Annotated in this window: 21 protein-coding genes and 1 pseudogene; 16 read left to right on the top strand and 6 right to left on the bottom strand. The window is 73.6% G+C overall.

Translation table 11 applies throughout. The features are described from left to right. Positions 1 to 47: 47 nt before the first annotated feature. Positions 48 to 383, top strand: a complete 336-nt coding sequence (locus Q1A09_RS10590; RefSeq protein WP_299954455.1) for a carboxymuconolactone decarboxylase family protein — start codon at positions 48 to 50, stop codon at positions 381 to 383. A 99-nt stretch (positions 384 to 482) separates the two neighbouring features. Here Q1A09_RS10590 and Q1A09_RS10585 read toward each other — a convergent pair whose 3' ends face one another. Continuing rightward, a complete protein-coding gene (locus Q1A09_RS10585) occupies positions 483 to 839 on the bottom strand; it encodes a LuxR family transcriptional regulator (protein WP_299954452.1) in 357 nt (118 codons plus the stop codon). Positions 840 to 1,068: 229 nt separating this feature from the next. Here Q1A09_RS10585 and Q1A09_RS10580 point away from each other — a divergent pair, with 229 nt between their 5' ends. From Q1A09_RS10580 to Q1A09_RS10545, 8 genes are all read left to right on the top strand, one after another. Beyond that, a complete protein-coding gene (locus tag Q1A09_RS10580) occupies positions 1,069 to 4,782 on the top strand; it encodes a nitrate reductase subunit alpha (RefSeq protein WP_299954449.1) in 3,714 nt (1,237 codons plus the stop codon). Then, entirely contained in the window at positions 4,782 to 6,509 is a 1,728-nt protein-coding gene (gene narH, locus Q1A09_RS10575; protein ID WP_299954447.1) for a nitrate reductase subunit beta, read from the top strand. Before Q1A09_RS10580 ends, narH begins: the two co-directional genes overlap by 1 nt. After that, positions 6,506 to 7,222, top strand: coding sequence for a nitrate reductase molybdenum cofactor assembly chaperone (gene narJ, locus Q1A09_RS10570; RefSeq protein ID WP_299954445.1), 717 nt, complete (start codon positions 6,506 to 6,508; stop codon positions 7,220 to 7,222). Before narH ends, narJ begins: the two co-directional genes overlap by 4 nt. Further along, positions 7,219 to 7,959: a respiratory nitrate reductase subunit gamma gene (gene narI, locus Q1A09_RS10565; protein ID WP_299954443.1), complete on the top strand. Its 741-nt coding sequence runs from the start codon at positions 7,219 to 7,221 to the stop codon at positions 7,957 to 7,959. The genes narJ and narI overlap by 4 nt, the downstream gene beginning before the upstream one ends. Positions 7,960 to 8,128: 169 nt before the next feature. Further along, on the top strand, positions 8,129 to 9,409 hold the full coding sequence (locus Q1A09_RS10560) for a nitrate/nitrite transporter (RefSeq protein WP_299954442.1): 1,281 nt from the start codon (positions 8,129 to 8,131) through the stop codon (positions 9,407 to 9,409). Between the two features lie 39 nt (positions 9,410 to 9,448). Continuing rightward, positions 9,449 to 10,702 (top strand): globin domain-containing protein, encoded by a 1,254-nt coding sequence (locus Q1A09_RS10555; RefSeq protein ID WP_299954440.1) that lies wholly within the window; start codon positions 9,449 to 9,451, stop codon positions 10,700 to 10,702. Between the two features lie 97 nt (positions 10,703 to 10,799). Further along, positions 10,800 to 11,273, top strand: coding sequence for a pyridoxamine 5'-phosphate oxidase family protein (locus Q1A09_RS10550; RefSeq protein ID WP_299954438.1), 474 nt, complete (start codon positions 10,800 to 10,802; stop codon positions 11,271 to 11,273). Positions 11,274 to 11,327: 54 nt separating this feature from the next. Further along, positions 11,328 to 13,076, top strand: a complete 1,749-nt coding sequence (locus Q1A09_RS10545) for a GAF domain-containing sensor histidine kinase (RefSeq protein WP_299954437.1) — start codon at positions 11,328 to 11,330, stop codon at positions 13,074 to 13,076. 21 nt (positions 13,077 to 13,097) lie between these two features. Here the strand turns inward: Q1A09_RS10545 and Q1A09_RS10540 are convergent, their stop codons facing one another. Both Q1A09_RS10540 and Q1A09_RS10535 read right to left on the bottom strand, forming a co-directional pair. Then, complete coding sequence (locus Q1A09_RS10540; RefSeq protein ID WP_299954435.1) at positions 13,098 to 13,769, bottom strand: response regulator transcription factor; 672 nt, start codon at positions 13,767 to 13,769, stop codon at positions 13,098 to 13,100. 77 nt (positions 13,770 to 13,846) lie between these two features. After that, on the bottom strand, positions 13,847 to 14,824 hold the full coding sequence (locus tag Q1A09_RS10535) for a universal stress protein (RefSeq protein ID WP_299954433.1): 978 nt from the start codon (positions 14,822 to 14,824) through the stop codon (positions 13,847 to 13,849). Between the two features lie 462 nt (positions 14,825 to 15,286). Between Q1A09_RS10535 and Q1A09_RS10530 the strand changes: the two genes are divergently transcribed. Further along, positions 15,287 to 15,694: a YciI family protein gene (locus Q1A09_RS10530; RefSeq protein WP_299954431.1), complete on the top strand. Its 408-nt coding sequence runs from the start codon at positions 15,287 to 15,289 to the stop codon at positions 15,692 to 15,694. Beyond that, positions 15,643 to 15,897, top strand: a pseudogene (locus Q1A09_RS22615) (sigma factor); the annotation flags it as partial. The gene Q1A09_RS10530 and the pseudogene Q1A09_RS22615, both read left to right, overlap by 52 nt. Before the next feature lie 145 nt (positions 15,898 to 16,042). On the opposite strand, the gene Q1A09_RS22610 reads toward Q1A09_RS22615, so the two are convergent. Then, entirely contained in the window at positions 16,043 to 16,339 is a 297-nt protein-coding gene (locus Q1A09_RS22610; RefSeq protein ID WP_366139774.1) for a hypothetical protein, read from the bottom strand. On the opposite strand from Q1A09_RS22610, the gene Q1A09_RS22605 reads away from it, so the two are divergent. Continuing rightward, positions 16,244 to 16,588: a DUF6596 domain-containing protein gene (locus Q1A09_RS22605; protein WP_366139773.1), complete on the top strand. Its 345-nt coding sequence runs from the start codon at positions 16,244 to 16,246 to the stop codon at positions 16,586 to 16,588. The two genes, Q1A09_RS22610 and Q1A09_RS22605, sit on opposite strands and share 96 nt — an antisense overlap. Before the next feature lie 240 nt (positions 16,589 to 16,828). Here the strand turns inward: Q1A09_RS22605 and Q1A09_RS10520 are convergent, their stop codons facing one another. Further along, positions 16,829 to 18,253 (bottom strand): MFS transporter, encoded by a 1,425-nt coding sequence (locus Q1A09_RS10520; protein ID WP_299954429.1) that lies wholly within the window; start codon positions 18,251 to 18,253, stop codon positions 16,829 to 16,831. Between the two features lie 101 nt (positions 18,254 to 18,354). Here Q1A09_RS10520 and Q1A09_RS10515 point away from each other — a divergent pair, with 101 nt between their 5' ends. The 4 genes from Q1A09_RS10515 (at position 18,355) to Q1A09_RS10500 (ending at position 22,942) form a co-directional block, all read left to right on the top strand. Beyond that, positions 18,355 to 19,221: a helix-turn-helix domain-containing protein gene (locus Q1A09_RS10515; protein WP_299954425.1), complete on the top strand. Its 867-nt coding sequence runs from the start codon at positions 18,355 to 18,357 to the stop codon at positions 19,219 to 19,221. A gap of 32 nt (positions 19,222 to 19,253) precedes the next feature. Next, positions 19,254 to 19,730: a Fur family transcriptional regulator gene (locus tag Q1A09_RS10510; RefSeq protein WP_299954422.1), complete on the top strand. Its 477-nt coding sequence runs from the start codon at positions 19,254 to 19,256 to the stop codon at positions 19,728 to 19,730. Then, positions 19,727 to 21,988 (top strand): catalase/peroxidase HPI, encoded by a 2,262-nt coding sequence (gene katG, locus Q1A09_RS10505; RefSeq protein ID WP_299954420.1) that lies wholly within the window; start codon positions 19,727 to 19,729, stop codon positions 21,986 to 21,988. Before Q1A09_RS10510 ends, katG begins: the two co-directional genes overlap by 4 nt. Before the next feature lie 249 nt (positions 21,989 to 22,237). After that, complete coding sequence (locus Q1A09_RS10500) at positions 22,238 to 22,942, top strand: NRDE family protein (protein WP_299954417.1); 705 nt, start codon at positions 22,238 to 22,240, stop codon at positions 22,940 to 22,942. Positions 22,943 to 23,039: 97 nt separating this feature from the next. Here the strand turns inward: Q1A09_RS10500 and Q1A09_RS10495 are convergent, their stop codons facing one another. Next, positions 23,040 to 24,698 carry a M48 family metalloprotease gene (locus tag Q1A09_RS10495; protein WP_299954415.1) on the bottom strand — a complete coding sequence of 553 codons (1,659 nt, stop codon included), beginning with the start codon at positions 24,696 to 24,698 and terminating at the stop codon, positions 23,040 to 23,042. Positions 24,699 to 24,811 lie beyond the last annotated feature (113 nt).

Below are 24,811 nucleotides of genomic sequence, written 5' to 3'. Positions count from 1 at the left end.
TGACGCCTGGCGTCACCGTCCCGGAGCACCGAACGAGAAGAGACCCCATGAGCACCCACCTGCCGCGCGTCTACCTCGACTTCACCGAACAGTTCCCCGACGTCGCCGAGGCCCAGGGCACGCTGGCGCGGGCGATCCGGGAGCGCAGCCCGTTCGACGAGCGCACCGAGCGGTTGCTCACCCTCGCGCTGGCCATCGGCGCCCAGGCCGAGGGCGCGGTGCGCTCCAACGTGCGCAAGGCACGGGAGCACGGGGCGACCACGGACCAGATCCAGGCGGTGGCGCTGGCCGCCATCACCACCTGCGGCTTCCCGACCGCGATGGCGGGGTTGCGCTGGATCGACGAGGTGCTCACCGCCGAGGACGACGACCGCACCGACTGAGCCGCGGGGGCCTGCCGGAGCGACCCCGCAGGCCCCCGACCCCGCCGTCCGGCACTCGGCCCCGCGGTACCCGATCGCGCCCGCAGGCCCCAGGACCGGTCAGCCGGCGAGCTTGGCGACGGTGAGCAGCACCGCGGCGTCGGCGAGCGCGGTCAGCCCGTGCCGTTCCCCGGGCACGACGACCAGCACCCCCTCGCCCGCCTCCACCGCACCGCTCGCGGCGGTGAGCCGCACCCGCCCGGTGAGCACCAGCAGCGTCGCCTCACCGGGGTTCTCGTGCTCGGCCAGCTCGGCGCCCGCGCGCAGCGCGATGACCGTCTGCCGCAACGTCGCCTCGTGCCCGCCGTGCACCGTGGCTGCGGCCCGGCCGCTGCCGGCGGTCCCCGCCGTGCCGAGCAGCTCGGTGACCAGCGCCCCCAGGTCCGTGCCCGATCCGTGCGTGTCCGTTCCGTGCATCCCTGCCTCCTCCGCTCCGGGCCCCGCCACCGTGGCGGCGCCCGTTCCTCGGCGTACCCGGGGCTCCCGACGCTGCTCGGGTCGCACGGTCCCGGGCCAGGGACTTCCGACCCTGCCCGGGCGGCGCCCGACAGCGTGAGATCAGAGCTGGTCCCGCGCTGAGCCGCTGCGCACCGGCGGTCCCCCGCTCGACGGGTGGGGAGCCGCGTCCGCTCGATCGAGGAGAACCGTGACCCCCGCACGCAAGGGCAGCACCAGCACCACCGGTGGGCCGGCACGACTGGACGGCGACCTCTCCGAGGCGCTGGTCAAGACGTCGAGGTTCTTCCGGAAGGGGGACGTCAGCCCGGACCTGCGCTCCCTGCACCAGATCGGCGGCCGGGACGCCGACGCCTTCTACCGGGACCGCTGGGCGCACGACAAGGTGGTCCGCTCCACGCACGGGGTGAACTGCACCGGCTCGTGCTCGTGGAAGGTCTACGTCAAGGACGGGATCATCACCTGGGAGGCGCAGCAGACCGACTACCCGACGACCGGGCCGGACCGGCCGGAGTACGAGCCCCGCGGCTGCCCGCGCGGCGCGGCGTTCTCCTGGTACACCTACTCCCCCACCCGGGTGCGCTACCCCTACGTCCGCGGCTCGCTGCTGCAGATGTACCGCGAGGCGAAGAAGCGCCTGGGTGACCCGGTGCTCGCCTGGGCCGACATCGTCGACGACCCGGAGAAGGCGCGGACCTACAAGTCCCAGCGCGGCAAGGGCGGCCTGGTGCGGGCCAGCTGGGACGAGGCCACCGAGATGGTCGCCGCCGCCCACGTGCACACGATCAAGAAGTGGGGCCCCGACCGGGTCGCCGGCTTCTCCCCCATCCCGGCGATGTCGATGGTGTCGCACGCGGCCGGCTCCCGGTTCATGTCGCTCATCGGCGCCCCGATGCTGTCCTTCTACGACTGGTACGCCGACCTGCCGGTGGCCTCCCCGCAGGTGTTCGGCGACCAGACCGACGTCCCGGAGTCCGGCGACTGGTGGGATGCCTCCTACCTGATGCTGTGGGGCTCCAACGTCCCGGTGACCCGCACCCCGGACGCGCACTGGATGACCGAGGCCCGCTACCGCGGCCAGAAGGTCGTGGTGGTGAGCCCGGACTACTCCGACGCGACGAAGTTCGCCGACGACTGGCTGGCCCCGCACCCGGGCACCGACGGCGCCCTGGCGATGGCGATGGGCCACGTGGTGCTCAAGGAGTTCTTCCTCGACCGGCAGGTGCCCCGCTTCATCGACTACGTGAAGCGCTACACCGACCTGCCCTTCCTGCTCACCCTGACCCCGCGCGGCGACGGCTACGTGCCGGGCAAGTTCCTCACCGCCGCCGACCTGGGCGACACCGCGGAGGGCGCGGAGTTCAGGACCGTCCTGGTCGACGCGGTCACCGACTCCCCGCACGTGCCCAACGGGTCGCTGGGCCACCGGTTCACCGAGGCCGGCAAGGGCAACTGGAACCTCGACCTCGGGGACGTCGACCCGCGGCTGAGCCTCTACGCCGACGGGGCGCCGACCGTGCCGGTCGACCTGACCCGCTTCGACACCCCCCGCGGCGAGGGGGCCGTGCTGCGCCGCGGCGTCCCGGTCCGGCAGGTGGGCGAGCACCTGGTGACCACCGTGTTCGACCTGCTGCTGGCCCAGTTCGGCGTGGGCCGGGACGGGCTGCCGGGTGAGTGGCCGACCGGGCTGGACGACGCCTCGCAGCCGTACACGCCCGCCTGGCAGGAGCAGCACACCGGCGTCCCGGCGGCGGTCGCGACCAAGATCGGCCGGGAGTTCGCGCAGAACGCGGAGGACTCCGGCGGCCGCTCCATGATCATCATGGGCGCGGGCACGAACCACTGGTTCCACTCCGAGACCATCTACCGGGCCTTCCTGACCCTGACCACGCTCACCGGCTGCCAGGGCGTGAACGGCGGCGGCTGGGCGCACTACGTGGGCCAGGAGAAGGTCCGCCCGATCACCGGCTACCAGGCGCTGGCCTCGGCGCTGGACTGGGCGCGGCCGCCGCGGCAGATGATCCAGACCGCCTACTGGTACCTGCACACCGACCAGTGGCGCTACGACCAGACCCACCTGGACGGCTTCGCCTCCCCGCTCGGCACGGGCCGGTTCGCCGGGAAGTCCCCGGCCGACGTGCTCGCCCAGTCGGCCCGGATGGGCTGGATGCCGTCCTACCCGACCTTCAACCGCAACCCGCTGGACCTGGCCGACGAGGCGGAGGCGGCCGGCAAGGAGCCCGGGCAGCACGTGGTGGACGGGCTGACCGACGGCAGCCTGCGCTTCGCCGGGGAGGACCCGGACGCACCGGAGAACTTCCCGCGGGTGCTCACCGTCTGGCGGGCGAACCTGCTGGGCTCCTCGGGCAAGGGCAACGAGTACTTCCTCAAGCACTTGCTGGGCACCGACTCCTCGCTGCGGGCGGAGGAGGCGCCACCGGAGATGCGCCCGGCCGAGGTCGTCTGGCGGGACGAGGCGCCCGAGGGGAAGCTCGACCTGCTGCTCACCCTGGACTTCCGGATGACCAGCACCACGGTGTTCTCCGACGTCGTGCTCCCGGCCGCCACCTGGTACGAGAAGTACGACCTCAGCACCACCGACATGCACCCGTTCGTCAACTCGTTCAACCCGGCGATCTCCCCGCCCTGGGAGACCCGCAGCGACTTCGCCGCCTTCGGGTCGATCGCCAAGGTGTTCAGCCGGCTGGCCGCCACCCACCTCGGCGTGCGCAAGGACCTCGTCGCGCTGCCGCTGATGCACGACACCCCCGACGAGATGGCCAACCCCCGCGGGGTGGTGCGCGACTGGAAGGCCGGCGAGTGCGCGCCGGTGCCCGGCAAGACGATGCCCAAGATCACCGTGATCGAGCGGGACTACGCGGCCGTGGCCGAGAAGTGGGCGGCGCTGGGCCCGCTGGTGGAGAAGGCCGGCCTGCAGCTCAAGGGCGTGACCACCATGCCGGACAAGGAGGTCGAGCTGCTGCGCCGCACCAACGGGGTCACCCGGGGCGGCGTCGCCGACGGCCGGCCGGTGCTCACCAAGGACGTGCACTGGTGCGAGACGATCCTGGCGCTGTCCGGGACGACGAACGGGCGGCTGGCGGTGCAGGGGTTCCGGGCCGCCGAGGAGCGCACCGGCACCCGGATGGCCGATCTGGCCGCCGAGGACGAGGGCCGCCGGATCACCTTCGCCGACACCCAGATGCGGCCCACCCCGGTGATCACCTCACCGGAGTGGTCGGGCAGCGAGCACGGCGGACGGCGGTACTCGCCGTTCACGATCAACGTCGAGCGGCTCAAGCCCTGGCACACGCTCACCGGGCGGATGCACTTCTTCCTGGACCACGACTGGATGACCGAGGCGGGTGAGAACCTGCCGGTCTTCCGGCCGCCGCTGGACATGCACGCCCTCTTCGGGGAGCCGCAGCTCGGTGAGACCGGCGAGCTCGGGGTGACCGTCCGGTACCTCACCCCGCACAGCAAGTGGTCGATCCACTCGGAGTACCAGGACAACCTGTTCATGCTCTCGCTCTCCCGCGGCGGCCCGACGATCTGGATGAGCCCGCAGGACGCAGCGAAGGTCGGCATCGCCGACAACGACTGGATCGAGGCGGTCAACCGCAACGGCGTCGTCGTCGCCCGCGCGATCGTCTCCTCCCGGATGCCCGAGGGCACCGTCTACATGCACCACGCCCAGGAGCGGCTGATCGACGTCCCCCGTGCGGAGACCTCGGGCAAGCGCGGCGGCATCCACAACTCGCTCACCCGGCTGTTCCTCAAGCCCACCCACCTGATCGGCGGCTACTCCCAGTTGTCCTACGCCTTCAACTACCTCGGCCCCACCGGCAACCAGCGGGACGAGACCACCGTGATCCGCCGTCGCAGCCAGGAGGTGCAGTACTGATGAGAGTCATGGCCCAGATGGGCATGGTGATGAACCTGGACAAGTGCATCGGGTGCCACACCTGCTCGGTCACCTGCAAGCAGGCGTGGACCAACCGCACCGGCGTCGAGTACGTCTGGTTCAACAACGTGGAGACCCGGCCCGGCCAGGGCTACCCGCGCACCTACGAGGACCAGGAGAAGTGGAAGGGCGGCTGGGAGCTGGGCCGCAACGGGCGGCTCAAGCTGCGCACCGGCAGCCGGCTCAAGCGGCTGATGACCATCTTCTCCAACCCGGTGCAGCCCTCGATCAACGAGTACTACGAGCCCTGGACCTACGACTACGAGACGCTGACCAACGCCCCGCTGCAGGAGCACACCCCGGTCGCCCAGCCCCGCTCGCTGCTGTCGGACAAGCCGATGAAGGTGGAGTGGAGCGCCAACTGGGACGACAACCTCGGTGGTGCCCCGGAGCTGCTCGAGAACGACCCGGTGCTGAAGAAGATCTCCGCCGAGGTCAAGGAGAAGTTCGAGCAGACCTACATGTTCTACCTGCCGCGGATCTGCGAGCACTGCATCAACCCCTCGTGCGCGGCGTCCTGCCCGTCGGGGGCGATCTACAAGCGGGCCGAGGACGGGATCGTCCTGGTCGACCAGGACCGCTGCCGTGGCTGGCGGATGTGCGTGACCGGCTGCCCGTACAAGAAGATCTACTTCAACCACCGCACCGGCAAGGCCGAGAAGTGCACCTTCTGCTACCCGCGCGTGGAGGTCGGCATCCCGACCGTCTGCTCGGAGACGTGCGTGGGCCGGCTCCGCTACATCGGCATCGTGCTCTACGACGCCGACCGGGTGCTGGAGGCCGCCGCCACCCCTGACCCGCAGGACCTCTACGAGGCGCAGCGGTCGCTGGTGCTCGACCCGAACGACCCCGAGGTGATCGCCGCCGCCCGGCGCGACGGCATCTCCGAGGACTGGATCGAGGCCGCGCAGCGCTCGCCGATCTACGCGCTGATCCACACCTACGGGGTGGCGCTGCCGCTGCACCCGGAGTACCGGACGATGCCGATGGTCTGGTACATCCCGCCGCTGTCGCCGGTGGTCGACGCGCTCACCGAGACCGGGCACGACGGGGAGGCCGCCGGCAACCTGTTCGGCGCCATCGAGTCGCTGCGCATCCCGGTGGAGTACCTCGCCGAGCTGTTCACCGCCGGGGACACCCAGCGGGTCGACGGCGTGCTGCGCCGGCTGGCCGCGATGCGCTCCTACATGCGCGACCTGAACCTGGGCCGGGAGGCCGACGAGTCGATCGCCACCGCGGTGGGGATGACCGGTCAGGGCATCGAGGACATGCACCGGCTGCTGGCGGTGGCCAAGTACGACGAGCGCTACGTCATCCCGACCGCGCACTCCGAGCAGGGCCCGGGTCAGGAGGAGCTGGACACCGGCTGCTCGCTGGACTACGACGACGGCCCGGGGATGGGCGGCTGGGGGCCCTTCGGGGAGAGCTCCGGTGGGGTCACCCCGATCGCGGTGGAGAACTTCCACATGCTCGCCGGCCGGCAGCGCAGCGACACCGCGGCCGCGCCGGCGACCAAGGAGCAGCGGGTCAACCTGCTCAACTGGGACGGCAAGGGCGCGCCGGAGGGCCTGTTCCCGCCGCGGGACGACCTGACCGCCGGCCCGGACGGCCCGGACGACGGCGGTGTGGGCCCGGACTCCCCCGCCGTCGTGGAGCCCAAGCCGTGAGCGCCCGGGACGTCGCCGGACGACTGCGGCGCGAGCGCACCGGCGCCGGCACTCCCGCCCAGGTGGCCGCGGCCCGGCAGGTCGCCTCGCTGCTGCTGGACTACCCCGACGAGCTGCCGCTGGACCGGCTCGGGTTGCTCCGGGCCACCGTCGCCCCGCTGCCGGCCGAGCTGGCCGGTCCGCTGGGCCGGTTCCTGGACCACGTGGAGACCACCCCGCTGGCCCAGCAGCAGACCGACTACGTGGAGACCTTCGACCTGCGCCGGCGGTGCTGCCTGTACCTGACGTACTACCGGTACGGCGACACCCGCAAGCGGGGCATGGCGCTGCTGCAGTTCAAGCACCTCTACACCCGGGCCGGCATGGAGCTGGCCGACGGCGAGCTGCCCGACCACCTCGCGGTGGTGCTGGAGTTCACCGCCACCGGTGACGTGGCGCGCGGTGAGCGGCTGCTGCACGAGCACCGTGCCGGGCTGGAGCTGCTCCGGCTGTCCCTGGCCGACCGCCGCTCGCCGTACGAGCACGTGCTGCAGGCGGTCTGCGCGACCCTGCCCCCGGTCGCCGCCGCGGACCGGGAGGCAGCCCTGCTGCTGGCACAGCAGGGGCCGCCGTCGGAGGACGTCGGCCTGGACCCCTACAGCGCCGCCCCCTTCGCCCCACCGGAGTTCAGCTCGGTGCCCCGCGCCGCGACCCCCACAGGAGCCTCCGCATGAACACCCTCGAGATCCTGCTCTGGGTGGTCCTCCCCTACGTGAGCCTGGCGGTGTTCGTGGTGGGGCACTACTGGCGCTACCGCTACGACAAGTTCGGCTGGACGACGCGGTCCAGCCAGCTCTACGAGAGCCGCCTGCTGCGCTGGGGCAGCCCGCTGTTCCACTTCGGCATCCTGTTCGCCCTGGCCGGCCACGTGCTGGGGCTGGGCATCCCGGCGTCCTGGACGGAGGCGGTGGGCATCTCCGAACACGCCTACCACGTCGTCGCCGTGGCCACCGGGGCCCTGGCCGGCTTCGGCACCATCGTCGGGCTGGGCATCCTGCTGTACCGCCGGCGCACCGTCGGGCCGGTGTTCTCCGCGACCACCCGCAACGACAAGCTCATGTACCTGGTGCTCACCGCCACGATCCTGTTCGGGCTGAGCAACACGGTGCTGGGCAACATCATCGGCCAGGCCTCGGACTACCGGGAGACCGTCTCGCCGTGGTTCCGCAGCATCTTCTACTTCCAGCCGAAGCCGGAGCTGATGGACGAGGCGGGGCTGGGCTACCAGCTGCACGCGCTGTCGGCGTTCCTGCTGTTCGCCATCTGGCCGTTCACCCGGCTGGTGCACGTGTTCAGCGCCCCGCTCGGCTACTTCACCCGGCCCTACATCGTCTACCGGAGCCGCGACGTCCGGCTGGGCAGCCGGGCGAGCGCCCGCGGGTGGGACAAGGAGAAGGTCTCCCGCCGGTGAGCAGCCCCCCGGGCTGAGCAGCACCCACGCCGGGTCGCCGACGCACCCGCGTCGGCGGCCGGGCGTTCCGGCGTCCGAGCCCGGGCGCGGGGTGCTCGGGCCCCCGGACTCCCCCGCCCGGGACCTTCGTCTCTTCGTCCGGCACCCGCCCGGGGCGGTTACTGGGAACATGACCGATCGCGGCACGTCCGCTCCGAACCAGGACCGGGGAACGATCGCCCCCTCGGTCTCCCCCGCCGCCGCGGCAGCGGATGCGCCGGCCACCGAGATCCCGCGCCAGGCGTGGACCGTGCTCGCCGTCGCCACGCTGGGCTTCGGCGTCAACTTCTGGGCCTGGGCGCTGATCAGCCCGCTGGGCTCGTTCTTCAGCGACTCGCTGGGGCTCAGCGCCCTGCAGAAGTCGCTGCTGGTCGCCGTGCCCGTGGTGGTGGGCTCGGTGGGCCGGATCCCGGTCGGGGCGCTGACCGACCGCTTCGGTGCCCGGCTGATGTTCCCGCTGGTGACCGCGCTGACCATCGTGCCGGTGCTGTTCGTCGGGCACGTGGCCACCGACTCCTACGGGCTGCTGCTGCTCGGCGGCTTCGTCCTCGGCCTGGGCGGCACGACGTTCGCCATCGGCGTCCCGCTGGTGAACTCCTGGTTCCCGCCGGCCCGCAGGGGCACCGCGCTCGGCGTCTTCGGCATCGGCATGGGCGGCACCGCGGTCTCCGCCTTCACCACCGTGGCGCTCAAGGACGCCCAGGGCGTGTCGTTCCCCTTCACCCTCGTCGCCGTGGTCCTCGCCCTCTACGCCGTGCTGGCCTACGCCACGCTGCGCGACGCACCCGGTCGGGCCGTGCCCACCGGCAGCGCCACCCGGCGCGCCTGGAACACCGCCCGGATGCCGGTCACCCTGCAGCTGTCCTTCCTCTACGCCATCGGCTTCGGCGGCTTCGTCGCCTTCAGCGTCTACCTGCCCACCTACCTGCGGGACGCCTTCGGCCTCACCCCCGGGGACGCCGCGGTGCGCACCGCCGGGTTCGTCGTCCTCGCCGTGGCGATGCGCCCGGTCGGCGGGGTGCTGTCGGACAAGCTGCGCCCGGTGCCGGTGCTGGTGGCGTCGTTCGCGGTGGTCGCGGTCGGCGCGGCGGTCTCCGCCTTCGAGCCGCCGCTGGCCCCGACCGGCACGGTGGCCTTCCTGGCGATGGCCGCCGCGCTCGGTGCGGCGTCCGGCGCGGTCTTCGCCCTCGTCGGCGTGGTCGCCCCGGCCGGCACGGTCGGGTCGGTGACCGGCATCGTCGGCGCCGCCGGTGGCCTCGGCGGGTTCGTGCCGCCGCTGCTGATGGGCCTCATCTACGGGCAGGTGGGCAACTACAAGCCGGGGCTGGCCCTGCTGGCGGTCGCCGCCGGAGTCGCCGCGGTCTACACCGCCCTCGTCATGCGGTCGGTCGGGCAGTCCCCGACCGACTGATCAAGGACCACGAGCTCAACCCCCTACGCAAGGAGAACCATGCTGTCCGACACGTCGCGCCCGGTCATCGAGGCCACCCTCCCGGTGGTCGCCGACAACATCGAGGAGATCGCCCGGCGCTTCTATGCGCACATGTTCGGCGAGCACCCCGAGCTGCTCGACGGCCTGTTCAACCGCGGCAACCAGGCCGAGGGCACCCAGCAGGTCGCGCTCGCCGGCTCGGTGGCGGTGTTCGCCAGCACGCTGCTGAAGAACCCGGAGGAGGTGCCGGAGGCGCTGCTGTCCCGGATCGCGCACAAGCACGCCTCGCTGGGCCTGCGCCCCGACCAGTACCAGGTCGTGCACGACAACCTGTTCTGGGCGATCGTCGACGTCCTCGGTGAGGCGGTCACCCCGGAGGTCGCCGCGGCATGGGACGAGGTCTACTGGCTGATGGCCAACGCCCTGATCAACATGGAGCGCGGCCTGTACAGCGCCCGCGCCGTCACCCCGGACGCCGTCTGGCGCGAGTGGGAGGTCACCGAGCGGGTGCAGGAGACCCCGGACGTGGTCACCTTCCGGGTCAAGCGGGGCGACGACCGGCTGGTGCGCTCCTCGCTGCCGGGCCAGTACATCTCGGTGCAGGCGCTCATGCCCGACGGCGTGCACCAGCCCCGGCAGTACAGCCTCACCCGGGCCGACGACGGCGAGCACCTGCAGTTCTCGGTGAAGCGGGTCGCCGGCAACGGCAAGCCGGCCGGCGAGGTCTCCACCCTGCTGCACGACACCGTGGCCGTCGGTGACCGGCTGACCATCTCGGTGCCCTTCGGCGACGTCGTGCTGGACGACTCCGGCCGGCCGGTGGTGTTCGTCAGCGGCGGCATCGGCGTCACCCCGACGGCCGGGATGGTCTCGCACCTGGTGGCCGCGGGCTCGCACCTGCCGATCACCGTGCTGCACGCCGACACGGCGGAGTCCACCTTCGCGCTCCGCCGGCAGCTGCTGGACGACATGGCCGCGCTGCCCGGCGCCCGGGTGCAGGTCTGGTACGAGGACGGCGGGGACAGCGAGCTCGCCGCGGACGCCGTGCACACCGGGCGGATGGACCTGAGCGGCGTCGACCTGCCGGCAGGCGCCGGGTACTACCTGTGCGGCCCGCTGCCGTTCATGAAGGCCGTGCGCAGCCAGCTCATCGGCCTGGGCGTGCCGCCCAAGGACATCCAGTACGAGGTGTTCGGCCCGGACCTGTGGCAGGCCGACCTGGCCAGCGAGCCGGCGCCGGAGACCGTCGCCGCCCCGGCCGACGCCCGCTGACCGCACCCGCACCCGACGGCCGGGCCCCTCGCACGACGAGGGGCCCGGTCGTCGTCCCGGGGGTCCGGGTCAACCGCCACGAGACAGAGGAGTCGCCGTGCTGACGGTGCAGCGGGACCGCGTGCTGGACGTGCTCGACGACGGCGAGTGCCGGGCGTTGCTGGCGACGGCGACGATCGGCCGGATCGCGTTCACCGAGGGGGCGTTGCCGGCGATCCAGCCGGTGTCCTTCACGGTCGACCGCGGCGAGATCGTCGTCCCCACCCAGCAGGGCAGCACGGTGGCGGCCGCGAGCCGCGGCACCGTCGTCGCCTTCGAGGTGGACGACTACGACGTCCTCGGCCGCACCGGGTGGCACGTCACCGTGGTCGGCACGTCGCGGCTGATCAGCGACCCGGCGGGGATCGGCGAGCTCGACCTGCTCGGCACGCGCGCCTGGGCACCGGCGGGCGAGCGCTGCTACGTCGCGATCGGGATCCGGCTGGTGCACGGCCGTCGGTTGCGGGTGGCAGCCGGTGCGCCGGCCGCCGTCCGGGCGCTGGTGCCCGAGCCGACGCCGGTTCCGGACTGAGCCGTGCGGACGCCGGGTGATCCCTCCGCCGCGCCCCAGGGGATGCTGGCGGGGATGAGCACCGCAGCAACGCCCTGGGAGCCGGACGACGCCACTGCCGCACCCGCCTCCACCCCCGCGCTGGCCGGCATGCGGCTGACCGAGCTGATCGGCGAGGTGCAGGACCGGCTGGCCACGGTCGCCCGCACCCAGGCCCGGGTGCAGGACCTGCTCGATGCGTTCCTCAGCGTCTCCGCCGGGCTGGACCTGGACACCACGCTGCGCCGGATCGTGGCGGCGGCCACCGGGCTGGTCGACGCCCGGTACGGCGCCCTCGGCGTGCTGCGGCCCGGCGGCGGCCTCGGCGACTTCATCACCGTCGGCCTGCCCGAGGGCCACCCGGCGCTCAGCGGACCGCCGCCGGAGGGCAAGGGGCTGCTCGGCCAGCTCATCACCGATCCCCGGCCGCTGCGGCTCGGCGACCTCAGCCAGCACCCCGCCGCCGTCGGCATCCCGGCGGACCACCCGCGGATGCGCTCGTTCCTGGGTGCTCCGGTGCGGGTGCGCGGCGAGGTCTACGGCAACCTCTACCTGACCGAGAAGCGCGACGGCGAGTTCACCGCAGAGGACGAGGCGGTGCTGGTCGCGCTGGCCGGGGCCGCGGGCATCGCGATCGACAACGCCCGGCTCTACGAGCAGGGCCAGGTGCGGCGGCGGTGGCAGGAGGCGGTGGCCGACGTCCGGGTCGCCCTGCTCGGCGGGGCCTCGCCGGACACCGCGCTGCAGCTGGTGGCCGACCGGGTGCGCACGCTGACCGGCGCGGACGCGACGTGGCTGCTGGTCGCGCTGCCGGACACCGACACCTACCAGGTGCAGGCGCAGAGCAGCGGCCCCGAGCTGGCCGACGTCACCGGTGCCCGGCTCCCCCCGGAGGACACCCCGGCGCTGCGGGCGGTGCTGTCCGCCGGCGCGGTCTCCTCCCTCGACCTGACCGGCCTGCTGCCGGGGGCGCCCACCGGCCGGGCCCCGTGGGGGCCGGCGATCGGGGTGCCGCTGGAGCGCACCGATGCCTGGCCGGCGATCGTCGTCGCCGTGCGACGCGGCGGCGCGCAGCCGTTCGACCCGGCGCTGGGACCGCTGGTCGCCGCGTTCGCCGACCAGGTGGGGCTGGCGCTGGACATGGTGGCCCGCCAGCAGGTGGCCCGCCGGCTGGACGTCTACGAGGACCGCGACCGGATCGCCCGGGACCTGCACGACCACGTCATCCAGCGGCTGTTCGCCGCCGGTCTGAGCCTGCAGGCGGCGGCCACCCGGGTGCGGGACGACGTCGTGCAGCAGCGGCTGCGCGGCGTCGTCGACCAGCTGGACGAGACGGTGCGGGACATCCGGACCACCATCTTCGACCTGCACACCACCGACGGCGCGAGCACCGCGGACAGCCTGCGCCGGCGGGTGCTGGACGTCGTCACCGCCGCCGCCGAGCCCGGCCTGCACCCCACGGTGCGGATGTCCGGCGCGGTCGACGCCCTGGTCACCGGTGCGCTGGCCGCCGACGTCGAGGCCGTCGTCCGGGAGGGGGTGACCAACACCGCCCGGCACGCCGCCGCCCGGCACGTGACCGTCACCCTGGACGTCGGTGACGAGGTGGTCGTGGAGGTGCTGGACGACGGGTGCGGCATCGACCCGCTGGTGGCCCGCAGCGGGCTGGGCAACCTGGAGCGGCGGGCGCTGGCCCGCGGCGGCAGCGCCTCGGCGCAGCGGGTCGCCGAGGGCGGCACCCGGTTGCGCTGGCACGTCCCGCTGCCGGCCCGCAGCGAGAGCTGAGCCCGGGCCTGCGCCCTCAGCTCACTGCGAGGGCCGGCCCGGACCGCGCAGCTCGGTGGCGAGGATGGCGGCCTGGGTGCGGCGTTCGAGGCCGAGCTTGGCCAGCAGGTGGGACACGTAGTTCTTGATCGTCTTCTCGGCGAGGAACATCCGCTCGCCGATCTGCCGGTTGGTCAGCCCCTCACCGATCAGCTCCAGCACGGTGCGCTCCTGCTCGCTGAGCTTGGCCAGCGGGCCGGTGGGCTCGGCGGAACGGCGCATCCGCTGCATCACCGCGGCGGCGGCCGTCGGGTCCAGCAGCGAGCCGCCGGCGGCCACCGTGCGCACTCCGGCGACCAGGTCCTGCCCGAGGATCTGCTTGAGCAGGTAGCCCGAGGCGCCGGCCATGATCGCCTCGAACAGCGCCTCGTCGTCGCTGTAGCTGGTGAGCATGACGACCTTGAGGTCGGGCATGCTCGACCGCAGCTCGCGGCACACCGAGACGCCGTCGCCGTCGGGCAGCCGCACGTCGAGCACCGCGACGTCCGGGCGCAGCGCCGGCACCCGGGCCAGCGCCTCGGCGGCGTTCTTCGCTTCTCCCACCACGACGATGCCGGGGTCGGTCTCCAGCACGTCGGCCACCCCGCGGCGGACGATCTCGTGGTCGTCGAGGAGGAAGACCCGGATGGTGTCCTGCTCGGCCTGGGCGGTCACCGGGCCAGCTTAGGCACCACCGACCGGCCTCCCCGGCGCCCACCCGACCGCCCGCTCCCCCGCAGGCCGCGGCCGGCTCAGCCGGCCGCGGCCACCTCGGCGACGGGCCGGACGACCAGCACCGGGCACGGGCCGTGCATGGCGCAGTGCAGGCCCACCGAGCCCAGCAGCAGGCCGCGCACCTGCCCGCGACCGCGGCTGCCCACCACCAGCAGCTCGGCGTCGGCCGCCCGCCGCACGAGGACGTCGGAGGGCGCGCCCTCCACCACCACGGTCGACACGGTGGGCGCCGTCCCGCCCGGGTGGTCGGCGCCGCGGAGCACGTCGGCGACCGCGCCGTCGAGCCGGCTCTGCACGTCGGCGGTGATCTCGGCGACCGTGGGCAGCGACCGGCTGAGGCCGTCGGTCCAGTGGTCGGAGAGGGTGAAGGTGGCGACCGCCTCGACGTCGGCCCCGAGCCGGGCAGCCTCCTCGATGGCCACGGCGAGGGCCGCGCGGGACGGCGCCGAGCCGTCGACACCGACGACGACGGTGTGCTGCCGCGCCTGGTCGGCCGGGGCGCGGTGCACCACGACGACCCGGCAGGGCGCGTGCGTCACGCAGTGCAGGGCGACCGAGCCGAGCAGCGCGCTGCGCACCGCACCCCGGCCGCGGTTGCCGACCACCAGCACGGCGGCGCCCGCGGCGCGCCTCACCAGCAGCTGGGCGGCCGGGCCGGCGCCGACGGTGAGCTGCACGGGCACATCTGCCGCACCCTGGGCACCGATCACCGCCAGGTCGTTGCGCACTTCCTGGACGAAGGTCCCGATCGCCTGGGTGGTGGCGTCGGCGACCTCCTCCGTGGGCAGCACGCCGGCCAGCTCGGGCCCGGCCCACCAGGTGGCGGCGACCTGGTACGCCGCCACCACCTCGACCTCGGCGCCGGTGCGGGCCGCGGTGAGGAGGGCGTGCACCAGCGCCGCACGCGAGCCGGCCGAACCGTCCACGCCGACGACGACGCGGGGCCGGGCTCCACCGTCGGCGCCACCGGTCCGCTGGACATCCGTCTCGGTCATGACCACTCCTCGGCTCCGGGCCCGGACCTCTTCCGGGCCCACCCCGACCCTCCCGCGCAGCGCCGCCCATGTCGCCGGGTCGTGCGTCCCCGCCCACGGGACGAAGGTCCTCCGGGCCACGGCCCCTCACCGAGTGCACCGACGCGGTCGTCACGATGGCCACCTTCGGCGCCGGCAGCCCGGTCGGCGCATCCACCGACCGGCACGGCGCCGTCGACCGGTGCTCCCGTCCCGGGAGACCTGCCCGGTCGGAAGACCTCTGGACGCCCCGGAACAGCAGGCCAGGCGCCTGTCCGCAGATCATCGGAGGCCCTGGACAACCCGTTCGAGGGCCGTCGTCGGACCATCCCCGAGGAGAACGCCCGAGCGCCACCGCCACCCGATGTCGAGAACCAGGAGGTGGTTCCGTCCCTGGGGTGTTCGCGGCCACGATGGGCCGCACCGGCACCGAGGAGAGCCGCGATGGCCAAGTACCTGATGCTCAAGCACTACCGCAGCACGTCGAAGTCGCTCGACTGCGCACCGATGGACCAGTGGACGCCGGACGAGGTCGCGGCCCACGTCCAGTACATGAACGACTTCGCGGCCGAGCTGGAGCGGACCGGCGAGTTCGTCGACGGCCAGGCGCTCGCACCCGAGGGCCGGTGGGTCCGCTACGACGGCGAGGGCCGCCCGCCGGTCACCGACGGCCCGTTCGCCGAGACCAAGGACCTCGTCGCCGGCTGGATGGTGATCGACGTCGACACCCACGAGCGCGCCGTCGAGCTGGCCGGGCAGCTGTCGGCGGCCCCCGGCCCGGGCGGTGAGCCGATCCGCGAGTGGCTCGAGCTGCGCCCGTTCCTGGGCGCGCCCCCCACCATCACCGAGTGACCCCGCCGGTGGACGACGTCCTGGTGCGCAGCCTGGTGCCGACCGTGCTCGGCGTCCTCGTCCGTCGCGGAGCCGACTTAGCGGCGGCCGAGGACGCCGTCCAGGAGGCACTGGTCGAGGCGGTGCGCAGCTGGCCGGCCACGCCGCCGCGGGACCCGACAGGCTGGTTGGTGACCGTCGCCTGGCGCAGGTTCCTCGACGCGACCCGGGCGGAGACCACCCGCCGTCGCCGGGAGGAGACCGTCGCCGACGAACTGCCGTCCGGGCCGGTGCCCCCGTCGGACGACACGCTGCAGCTGTATTTCCTCTGCGCCCACCCGTCCCTGACGCCCGCGTCCGCGGTGGCGCTCACGCTGCGCGCCGTCGGCGGCCGTGACCACCCGGCAGATCGCCGCGGCCCACCTGGTGCCCGAGCCGACGATGGCGCAGCGGATCAGCCGGGCCAAGCGCACCGTCTCCGGCGTCCGGTTCGACGAGCCCGGCGACGTCGCGACCGTGTTGCGGGTGCTCTACCTGGTGTTCAACGAAGGCCACTCCGGGGATGTCGACCTGGCCGCGGAGGCCATCCGGCTCACCCGGCAGCTGGCGGCCGCGGTCGACCACCCCGAGGTGGCAGGGCTGCTCGCGCTGATGCTGCTCCACCACGCCCGCCGCGCCGCCCGGACCACACCCGGCGGCAGCCTGGTGCCCCTCGCCGAGCAGGACCGGAGCCGGTGGGACACCGCGCTGATCGGCGAGGGCATCGACTGCTGCAGGCGGCCCTGGCCCGGGACCGGCTGGGCGAGTACCAAGCGCAGGCCGCCATCGCGGCGCTGCATGCCGACGCGCGCACGGCCGCGGAGACCGACTGGGTGCAGATCGTGGAGTGGTACGACGAGCAGCTGCTCCGGCTGACCGGCAGCCCGGTGGTGCGGCTCAACCGCGCGGTCGCCGTCGGCGAGGTCGACGGTCCGCGCGCCGGCCTGACGGCGCTCGCCGAACTGGACGACGCACTCCCCCGCCACCGCGCGGTCGCCGCGTACCTGCACGAGAAGGACGGCGACCCGGCGACGGCGGCGCACCTCTACGCCGAGGCCGCCGCCAAGGCACCCACCACTGCCGAGCGCGACCACCTCACCCGGCAGGCGGCCCGGCTCAACTCCCGCTGCCGACGGGCCCCCCAGGGGCGAAGTCCCGGCGGGGTGCCCAGCGACCGGCGAGGAACACCGCCGTGATCCCCGCGCCCACCAGGCACAGCGCGCCGTTGACCCAGATCGCCGTCGTCACCCCGTCGAGCACCCCGGAGCCACCCAGCACCACCGCGGTCACGACGGCGCTCATCACCGGCGTCCCGAGAGTGATGCCGATCTGCTGGCTCATCGTGGTCAGCCCGGTGGCCAGGCCCTGCTCGCTCTCGGGCAGCCCGGACGTCGCGGTGACCATGAACCCGACGATGACGACGAGGTTCGCCACCCCGCCGACGAAGGTGGCGGCGAGCACCAGCCAGATCGACGCCGCGGCGTCGGAGACCAGCACCAGCGACAGCGTCGCGACGGCCTGGACGACGAACCCGCCGACGATCGCCGTCCGGTTGCCGAACCGCCCGATCACCCGCGGCCCGAGCAGCCCACCGGCGACGGTGCCCAGCCCGAGCACGGCGAACGAGAGCCCGGCGGCGAGCGGGCTGTAGCCGAGCACCTCCTGCAGGTACAGGGTCAGCAGGAAGACCAGCGACGTCTCGGTGACGAACGCCAGCGCCCCGGCGACGTTGCCGACCGCGACGCTGCGCCGGCGCAGCACGCCCAGCGGCACGAGCGGGAAGGCCGTCCGCCGCTCGACCGAGACGAACGCGACCAGCAGCACCAGAGCGGCGGCGAAGGAGAGCAGCGTCAGCGCGTCGGTCCAGCCGTGCGAGGCGGCGCGGGTCAGGCCGAAGACGAGCGCCAGCAGCCCGAGCGTCACGGTCACCGCACCCGGCACGTCGAGCCGGGTGCGCTGCTCGGGGCGGCGCTCGGTGAGCACCCGCGGGGCGACGACCAGCACGACCACGGCGACCGGCACGTTGAGGAAGAAGGCCCACCGCCAGCTGAGCAGGTCGGTCAGCAGCCCACCGAGGACGGCGCCGGTGGTGAACCCGGCGGCCATCAGCGCGCCGTTCAGGCCGAGCGCCCGGTCCCGCGCCGGCCCCTCGGGGAACGTGCCGAGCAGCAGGGCCAGCGCCGCCGGGACGACGATCGCCGTCGCCACGCCCTGGGCGACCCGGGCGGTGAGCAGCACCGCCGGCGTCGTCGCCAGGCCACCGAGCAGGGAGCCGGCGCCGAGCAGGGCCATGCCGAGGGAGAACATCCGCCGCCGTCCGGCGAGGTCGGCGACCCGACCCATGAGCAGGGTGAGCCCGGCGGCGCAGAGCGCGAAGGCGGTGGCGATCCACTGCAGGTCGGCGAGGCCGATGCCAACGTCCGCGCCGATGGTGGGCAGGGCGACGTTGAGGATGGAGAAGTCGACGGCGAGGGTGAAACTCGCGGTGAGCAGCACGGCGAGAGCGGCGCGCTGCCGGACGGGTGCGGCGAGGGTGGTCACCCCGGCGACGCTGCGCCCGCGGCCGCCGGGCAACCACACCCCCGTCTGCCTGTCACCGGCAGGGACAGGCTGGGCCTCGACGCCGGCGGCAGGATGAGCGCATGACCGAGCTCGGGGAGTTCCTGCGCGTGCGGCGGGCGGCGCTGCAGCCGGCGGACGTCGGCCTGCGCGGCTACGGCGCCCGGCGGGTGCCCGGGCTGCGGCGCGAGGAGCTGGCGATGCTGGCCGGGGTGAGCGCCACGTACTACGCCCGGCTGGAGCAGGGCCTCAGCGCGAACGCGTCGGAGGCGGTGCTCGAGTCGCTGGCCCGGGCGCTGGAGCTGACCCCCGACGAGCGGGCGCACCTGCACACCCTGGCCCGCACCCCCACCCGCCACCGTCCCCGGTCACGCCCGGACGTGATCCGCCCGGGCATGCTGCGGCTGATCGAGTCGATGCCGGACACCCCCGCGGTGGTGCTGGGCCGGCGCAGCGAGGTGCTCGGCTGGAACGCCCTCGGCCACCGCCTGGTCGCCGGGCACCTGCCGTTCGCCGCCCCGCACCGCCCGGCCGAGCGCCCCAACATGACCCGGCTGCTGTTCCTCGACGCGCACACCCGTGAGCTCTACCGCCGGCGGGACGAGGAGGCGCAGCGGGCGGTGTCGTCGCTGCGGGTGCTGGCCGGCCGGTCACCCGAGGACGACGAGCTGACCCGGCTGGTCGGCGAGCTGACCGTTCAGAGCGCGGAGTTCGCCCGGCTGTGGGCCCGGCACCCGGTGGCGAACTGTGTGTCGGGCACCAAGCAGCTGCGCCATCCGGAGGTCGGCGAGCTGGAGGTGGCCTTCGAGGTGCTCACCCCGCCCGACGACGCCGGCCACCGCCTGCTGCTCTACACCGCCGAGCCGGGGACGCCGTCCGCCGCGGCCCTGGACCTGCTCCGCCACAGCCGGACGACGTGCCGCACCGGGATGTCACCCAGCGTTTCTTGACCTGTTCCAAGAAGTGGGACAGGGTCCTCCTCGTGGCCGACCGCGCACATCTCGAACGTGATCTGCGGGCCGTCGGCCTGCGGGTCACCCAGCCGCGCCTGGCGGTGCTGGCCGCCGTGCACACCCACCCGCACCTGGACACCGACGCGCTCATCGCCGCCGCGCGCACCCGGCTGGACGCGGTCTCCCACCAGGCGGTCTACGACGTGCTGCGGGTGCTCACCGACACCGGCCTGGTGCGGCGCATCCAGCCGCAGGGGTCGGTCGCCCGGTACGAGGCGCGGGTCGGCGACAACCACCACCACATGGTCTGCCGGTCCTGCGGTGCCATCAGCGACGTCGACTGCGCCACCGGCGCGGCGCCGTGCCTGACGCCGTCCGGTGACGCCCCGCCCGGCTTCGTCGTCGACGAGGCCGAGGTCATCTACTGGGGCCGGTGCTCCTCCTGCGCCACCGCACCGGCCGTTCCGTCCACCACCGACCGTCCCGCAGAGAGAGGCACTCCGTGACCGAGTACGACAAGTCCCAGGTCAGCACGGCCGACTACGACAAGACCGAGGTCGCCAAGGCCCAGTCGGAGAGCACCAGCGAGAGCGAGAACCCGGCGATCAAGGCGCCGGAGCCGGTCACCAACGGGCGCCCCCGCACCACCCGCGACTGGTGGCCCAACCAGGTCGACGTCCAGGTGCTGAACAAGACCTCGAAGGACTCCGACCCGCTCGGCGCGGACTTCGACTACAAGGCCGCGGTGGCCACGCTGGACGTCGAGGCGGTCAAGCGCGACGTCGTCGAGGTCATGCGCACCTCGCAGGACTGGTGGCCGGCCGACTGGGGCCACTACGGCCCGCTGTTCATCCGGATGTCCTGGCACGCCGCGGGCACCTACCGCATCGCCGACGGCCGCGGCGGTGGTGGCGAGGGCGGGCAGCGCTTCGCCCCGCTGAACAGCTGGCCGGACAACGCCAACCTGGACAAGGCCCGCCGACTGCTGCTGCCGGTGAAGCAGAAGTACGGCCGGAAGCTCTCCTGGGCCGACCTGCTGGTGCTCGCCGGCAACGTCGCGCACGACGACATGGGCCTGAAGACCTTCGGCTTCGCCTTCGGCCGCGCCGACAACTGGCAGCCCGGTGAGGTCTTCTGGGGCCCCGAGGACACCTGGCTCGGCGACGAGCGCTACGCCGACGACGCCCCGCTGGACCTGGACGACGGCCACCTCGCCGCCGTCACCATGGGCCTGATCTACGTCAACCCGGAGGGTCCGCAGGGCAAGCCGGACCCGCTGGCGTCCGCCCACGACATCCGCGTCACGTTCAGCCGGATGGGCATGAACGACGAGGAGACCGTCGCGCTGATCGCCGGCGGCCACACCTTCGGCAAGACCCACGGCGCGGGCAACCCCGAGCTGGTCGGACCGGAGCCCGAGGGCTGCCCGGTGCACGGCAACGGCATCGGCTGGGTCAGCCAGTACGGCACCGGCAAGGGCGCCGACACCATCACCAGCGGCCTCGAGGGTGCGTGGACGCCGACGCCGACGACGTGGGACAACACCTACTTCGAGATGCTGTTCAGCTACGAGTGGGAGCTCACCGAGAGCCCGGCCGGCGCGAAGCAGTGGAAGCCGAAGAACCCCGAGGCGCAGGAGCTCGTGCCGGACGCGCACATCGAGGGCAAGAAGAACGCCCCGATGATGGCGACCCCCGACCTCGCGCTGATGGCCGACCCCGGGTTCAAGGAGATCTCCGAGCGGTTCTACAACGACCCGGAGTACTTCGCGGACGCCTACGCCCGGGCGTGGTTCAAGCTGCTGCACCGCGACATGGGGCCGAAGAGCCGCTACGTCGGCCCGGACGTGCCGGCCGAGGAGCTCATCTGGCAGGACCCGGTGCCGGCCGTCGACCACGAGCTCGTGGGCGAGGCGGAGGTCGCCGACCTGAAGGCGCGCCTGCTGGCCTCCGGGCTGACCGTGTCGCAGCTGGTGCACACCTCCTGGTCGGCGGCGGCGTCCTACCGCGGCACCGACAAGCGCGGTGGCGCCAACGGCGCGCGGCTGCGCCTGGAGCCGCAGATCGGCTGGGCGGCCAACCAGGGCGTGGCCGACGTGCTGCCGGTGCTGGAGCAGGTGAAGAGCGACTTCGAGCAGCAGACCGGCACGCGGGTGTCGCTGGCCGACCTGATCGTGCTCGGTGGCACCGCGGCGGTGGAGAAGGCCGCGGCCGACGCCGGCGTGCAGCTCACCGTGCCGTTCACCCCCGGCCGCACCGACGCCAGCCAGGAGCAGACGGACGTCGAGAACTTCCGCTGGCTGGAGCCGCGGGCCGACGGCTTCCGCAACTACCTGCAGCCGGGCAGCAAGCTGGAGCCGGAGACGCTGCTGATCGACCGCGCCTACATGCTCGAGCTGACCGCGCGGGAGATGGTGGTGCTCCTCGGTGGCCTGCGGGTGCTCGGGGCCAACACCGGCGGCGTGCAGCACGGTGTGTTCACCGACCGGCCCGGCGTCCTGTCCCAGGACTTCTTCCGCAACCTGCTGGACCTGGGCATCCAGTGGCGCACCTCGGTGTCCGACGAGGACGTCTACGAGGGCCTGGACGCCGACGGGAACGTCGTCCGCACGGCCACCGCGGTCGACCTGGTGCTCAACTCCAACTCGATCCTCCGCGGCATCGTCGAGGTCTACTCGGGCGACGACATGCAGGAGAAGTTCGCGAAGGACTTCGCCGCCGCCTGGGTGAAGGTCATGGAGCTGGACCGCTACGACCTGCGGTAAGTCACCTCGCCGACGCCCCGGTCCGCCTCGCGCGGGCCGGGGCGTCGCGCGTTCCCGTCCGGCCTACCCGGGACGGCGGTGCCCGCGCCGGAACCGCTGGTCGACGTGGAGGTGAGCTCGGCGATCGCGCGGGCTGGCTTCCTCGACCATCTGCTGACCGGCGCCGGCGGTGTGGCATCAGCGGCCCGTCCCGGCCGCTGCCGAACCCCGCCGGCCGGTCCAGCTCCACCGGCGCGACAGGATGCCCGCATGTGCACGGTGGTGGTGCGCCGGTCCGCCGGCCGACCGGTGGAGCTCCTCGCGGTCCGCGACGAGCTGACCTCGCGGGACTTCGACGACCCCGATCGGTGGTGGCAGGAGTTCCCGGACCTCGTCGGTGGGCGGGACCGCGTCGCCGGGGGCACCTGGTGCGCCACCTCCGTCACCACCGGGGTGACCGCCCTCGTGCTGAACCGGCACCACGACCGCCCAGCCGCGCCGGGAGCACCGAGCCGCGGGGTGCTGCCGCTGCTCGGCGCCGTCCACGGGCCCGAGTGGACGGCGCACGTCCGGCTCGCCGGGATGGCCGGCTTCCTGCTCGTGCTGGCCGCCCCGGACCGGCTGACCACCTGGGGGTTCGACGGCGACCGGCTCACCGTGACCGAGCACGCCGAGGGCACGCACCTGCTGACCTCCGGCGGTGCCGAGGACCGCAAGGCCGACCGCTGGCTGGCGACCTTCGCGACCGCGGAGTTCCCGGCGGGCTGGCGGGCCCAGCTCCAGGGGCAGACGCCCGCCGACGACCCGGCGGCCCTCGTGGTCCGGCGGGAGCAGGACGGCCGGGTGTTCGGCACGGTGTTCGCCGAGACCATCGACGCCCGGCCCGGGCAGCTGCGCCTGGCACACAGCCGCCGCCCCTGGGCCGACGCCCCCTGGAACACCGCCGAGTTCGGCCCTGCCACCGGTCGGCCGTGACCCACGGCCGACGTGCTGCAGCTGTGCCGGACGCCGTCCGCGCCACCGCACGTCGACACCGAGGCGCCGATCGGGGCGGCCCGTGCCCGCCCCTGGTTCAGGCGCCGAGCGCCAGGAACATCCACGCGCCGCCACCGACGGCCGCGATCACCAGCCCGAGGGCGTAGGCGACGATCCACTGGAACCCCCGCACCCGGCTGCCCTCCGCCGGCACCATCTCCCGCAGCTCCAGCACGGGCGCGGGGCTGCGCCGGTACCAGCCGCGCACGACGACGTCGGTGTCGATCAGGTCGGGTGCCCGGAGCAGCCCGAAGAGGCTGCGGGCGAACGGCCAGGGCTGCAGGTAGAGCACCGGCACGAAGCCGGACTCGTCCTGGACGACGAGGTCCGAGCTCAGCACGTAGCCGGGGGTGCCGCGCCCGACGATCCGGCCGCGGATCTCGACGGGCAGGCCGGTGACCGGGCTGGCGTCGAGCCGGGTGAGCAGCTCGGTCACCCGGGAGACGGGGCGGCTGGGTGCGAGCGGCCGGCTGAACGCGGTGCGCACGAAGAGCGCGACGCCGCCGACGGTTGCCGCCTGGGCGAGCAGCAGCCAGTTGTCCGAACCCCAGGCGACGGCGCCGACCAGCACCGCGATGAGCGGCAGGTACCGCACCGGGAGCTCCAGCCAGAACCGGCGCCGGGCCCGGGTGACCTCCGGCCCCACGCAGGAGCGCGCCACCTCGTGGGCGCTCCACCGCGTCGGGGCACCGGGCAGGCCGCTGTCCTCCAGGGCACCGATGCGCCGCACGATCAGCGGGTGGGTGCTGAACAGCTGGGTCCAGCGCGCCCACGGGTTGCAGGTGTCCCAGCGCAGCGCGCCGATCACCTCCCGCGGGTCGAGGCCGCGCTCCCGGGCGGCCAGGACGGTGGCGCCCTGCGCCTGGTCGGCGATGCCGAGGACGCCGGCCGCCTTCATCCGCTGGTGCCGCCCCTCCACCTTGGCGAGCACCTTCTGCTGGTCCTTGTCCTTGCTCTCCTTGGCCTCCTGCACGGCGGCGGCCAGCTGGGCGTCCACCTGGCCCATGCCGTAGCCGATGGTGACCAGGGCTGAGCAGAGCGCGTCACCGTCGCCGGTGACCGAGCAGCTGTAGTGGTCGGCGCCGAGCTCGCGGGCGCGACCGAGGGAGAGCACGACCAGCTGGGAGAGCAGGTAGCCGACGAAGCTGACCACCGCGGGGATGGCGGTGTTCGCGTTGCCGTTGCCGCGCAACGAGAGGAAGACGTAGTACAGCAGGATCGGCACGGTGCTGGCGATCGCCATGGCCAGGACGTCGTTCTGCTTGACGTGCCCCACCTCGTGGCTGACGACGGCGTCCAGCTCGCGTTCGTCGAGGCGTTCCAGCAGCCCGCTGGTCACGTAGATGCGGGCGTTGCCCCGGGTGTGGCCGAAGGTGAAGGCGTTCGGCGTCCCGTCCTCGACGATGCCCAGCCGCACCGGACGGACGCCGGCCTCCGCGCAGCGCCGGGCGACGATCGCCCCGACCTCGTGGTCGGTGTCGTAGCGGTCGCCGGTCCAGGCGATCCGGCGGGCCGGGATGAGCCACTGGATCAGGTACGGGGCGACCGCGTACTGCGCGCTGACGACCACGACCGCCAGCACGACCGGCACCCACAGCGGGGCACCGAGGAGCACGAGCGCGCCACCTCCCGCGGCGAGCAGCGCCGCGAGCAGGGTGAGCGAGAGGACGGAGTGGCGGAGCACGTAGCCGGTCATAGGTCGCTTCCGGGGCGTCGACGACAAGACGTGGTGCGTGGTTTCCCTGCGCCCCGCAGCAAGATCACGGAACGCGCCGGGGGTGACGTTGCCGTGGTCCGAGGCCGGCCGCA

Source organism: uncultured Modestobacter sp. (genome assembly GCF_947486615.1).
Lineage (GTDB): Bacteria > Actinomycetota > Actinomycetes > Mycobacteriales > Geodermatophilaceae > Modestobacter.
This window is presented reverse-complemented; position numbering and strand designations above follow the sequence as displayed.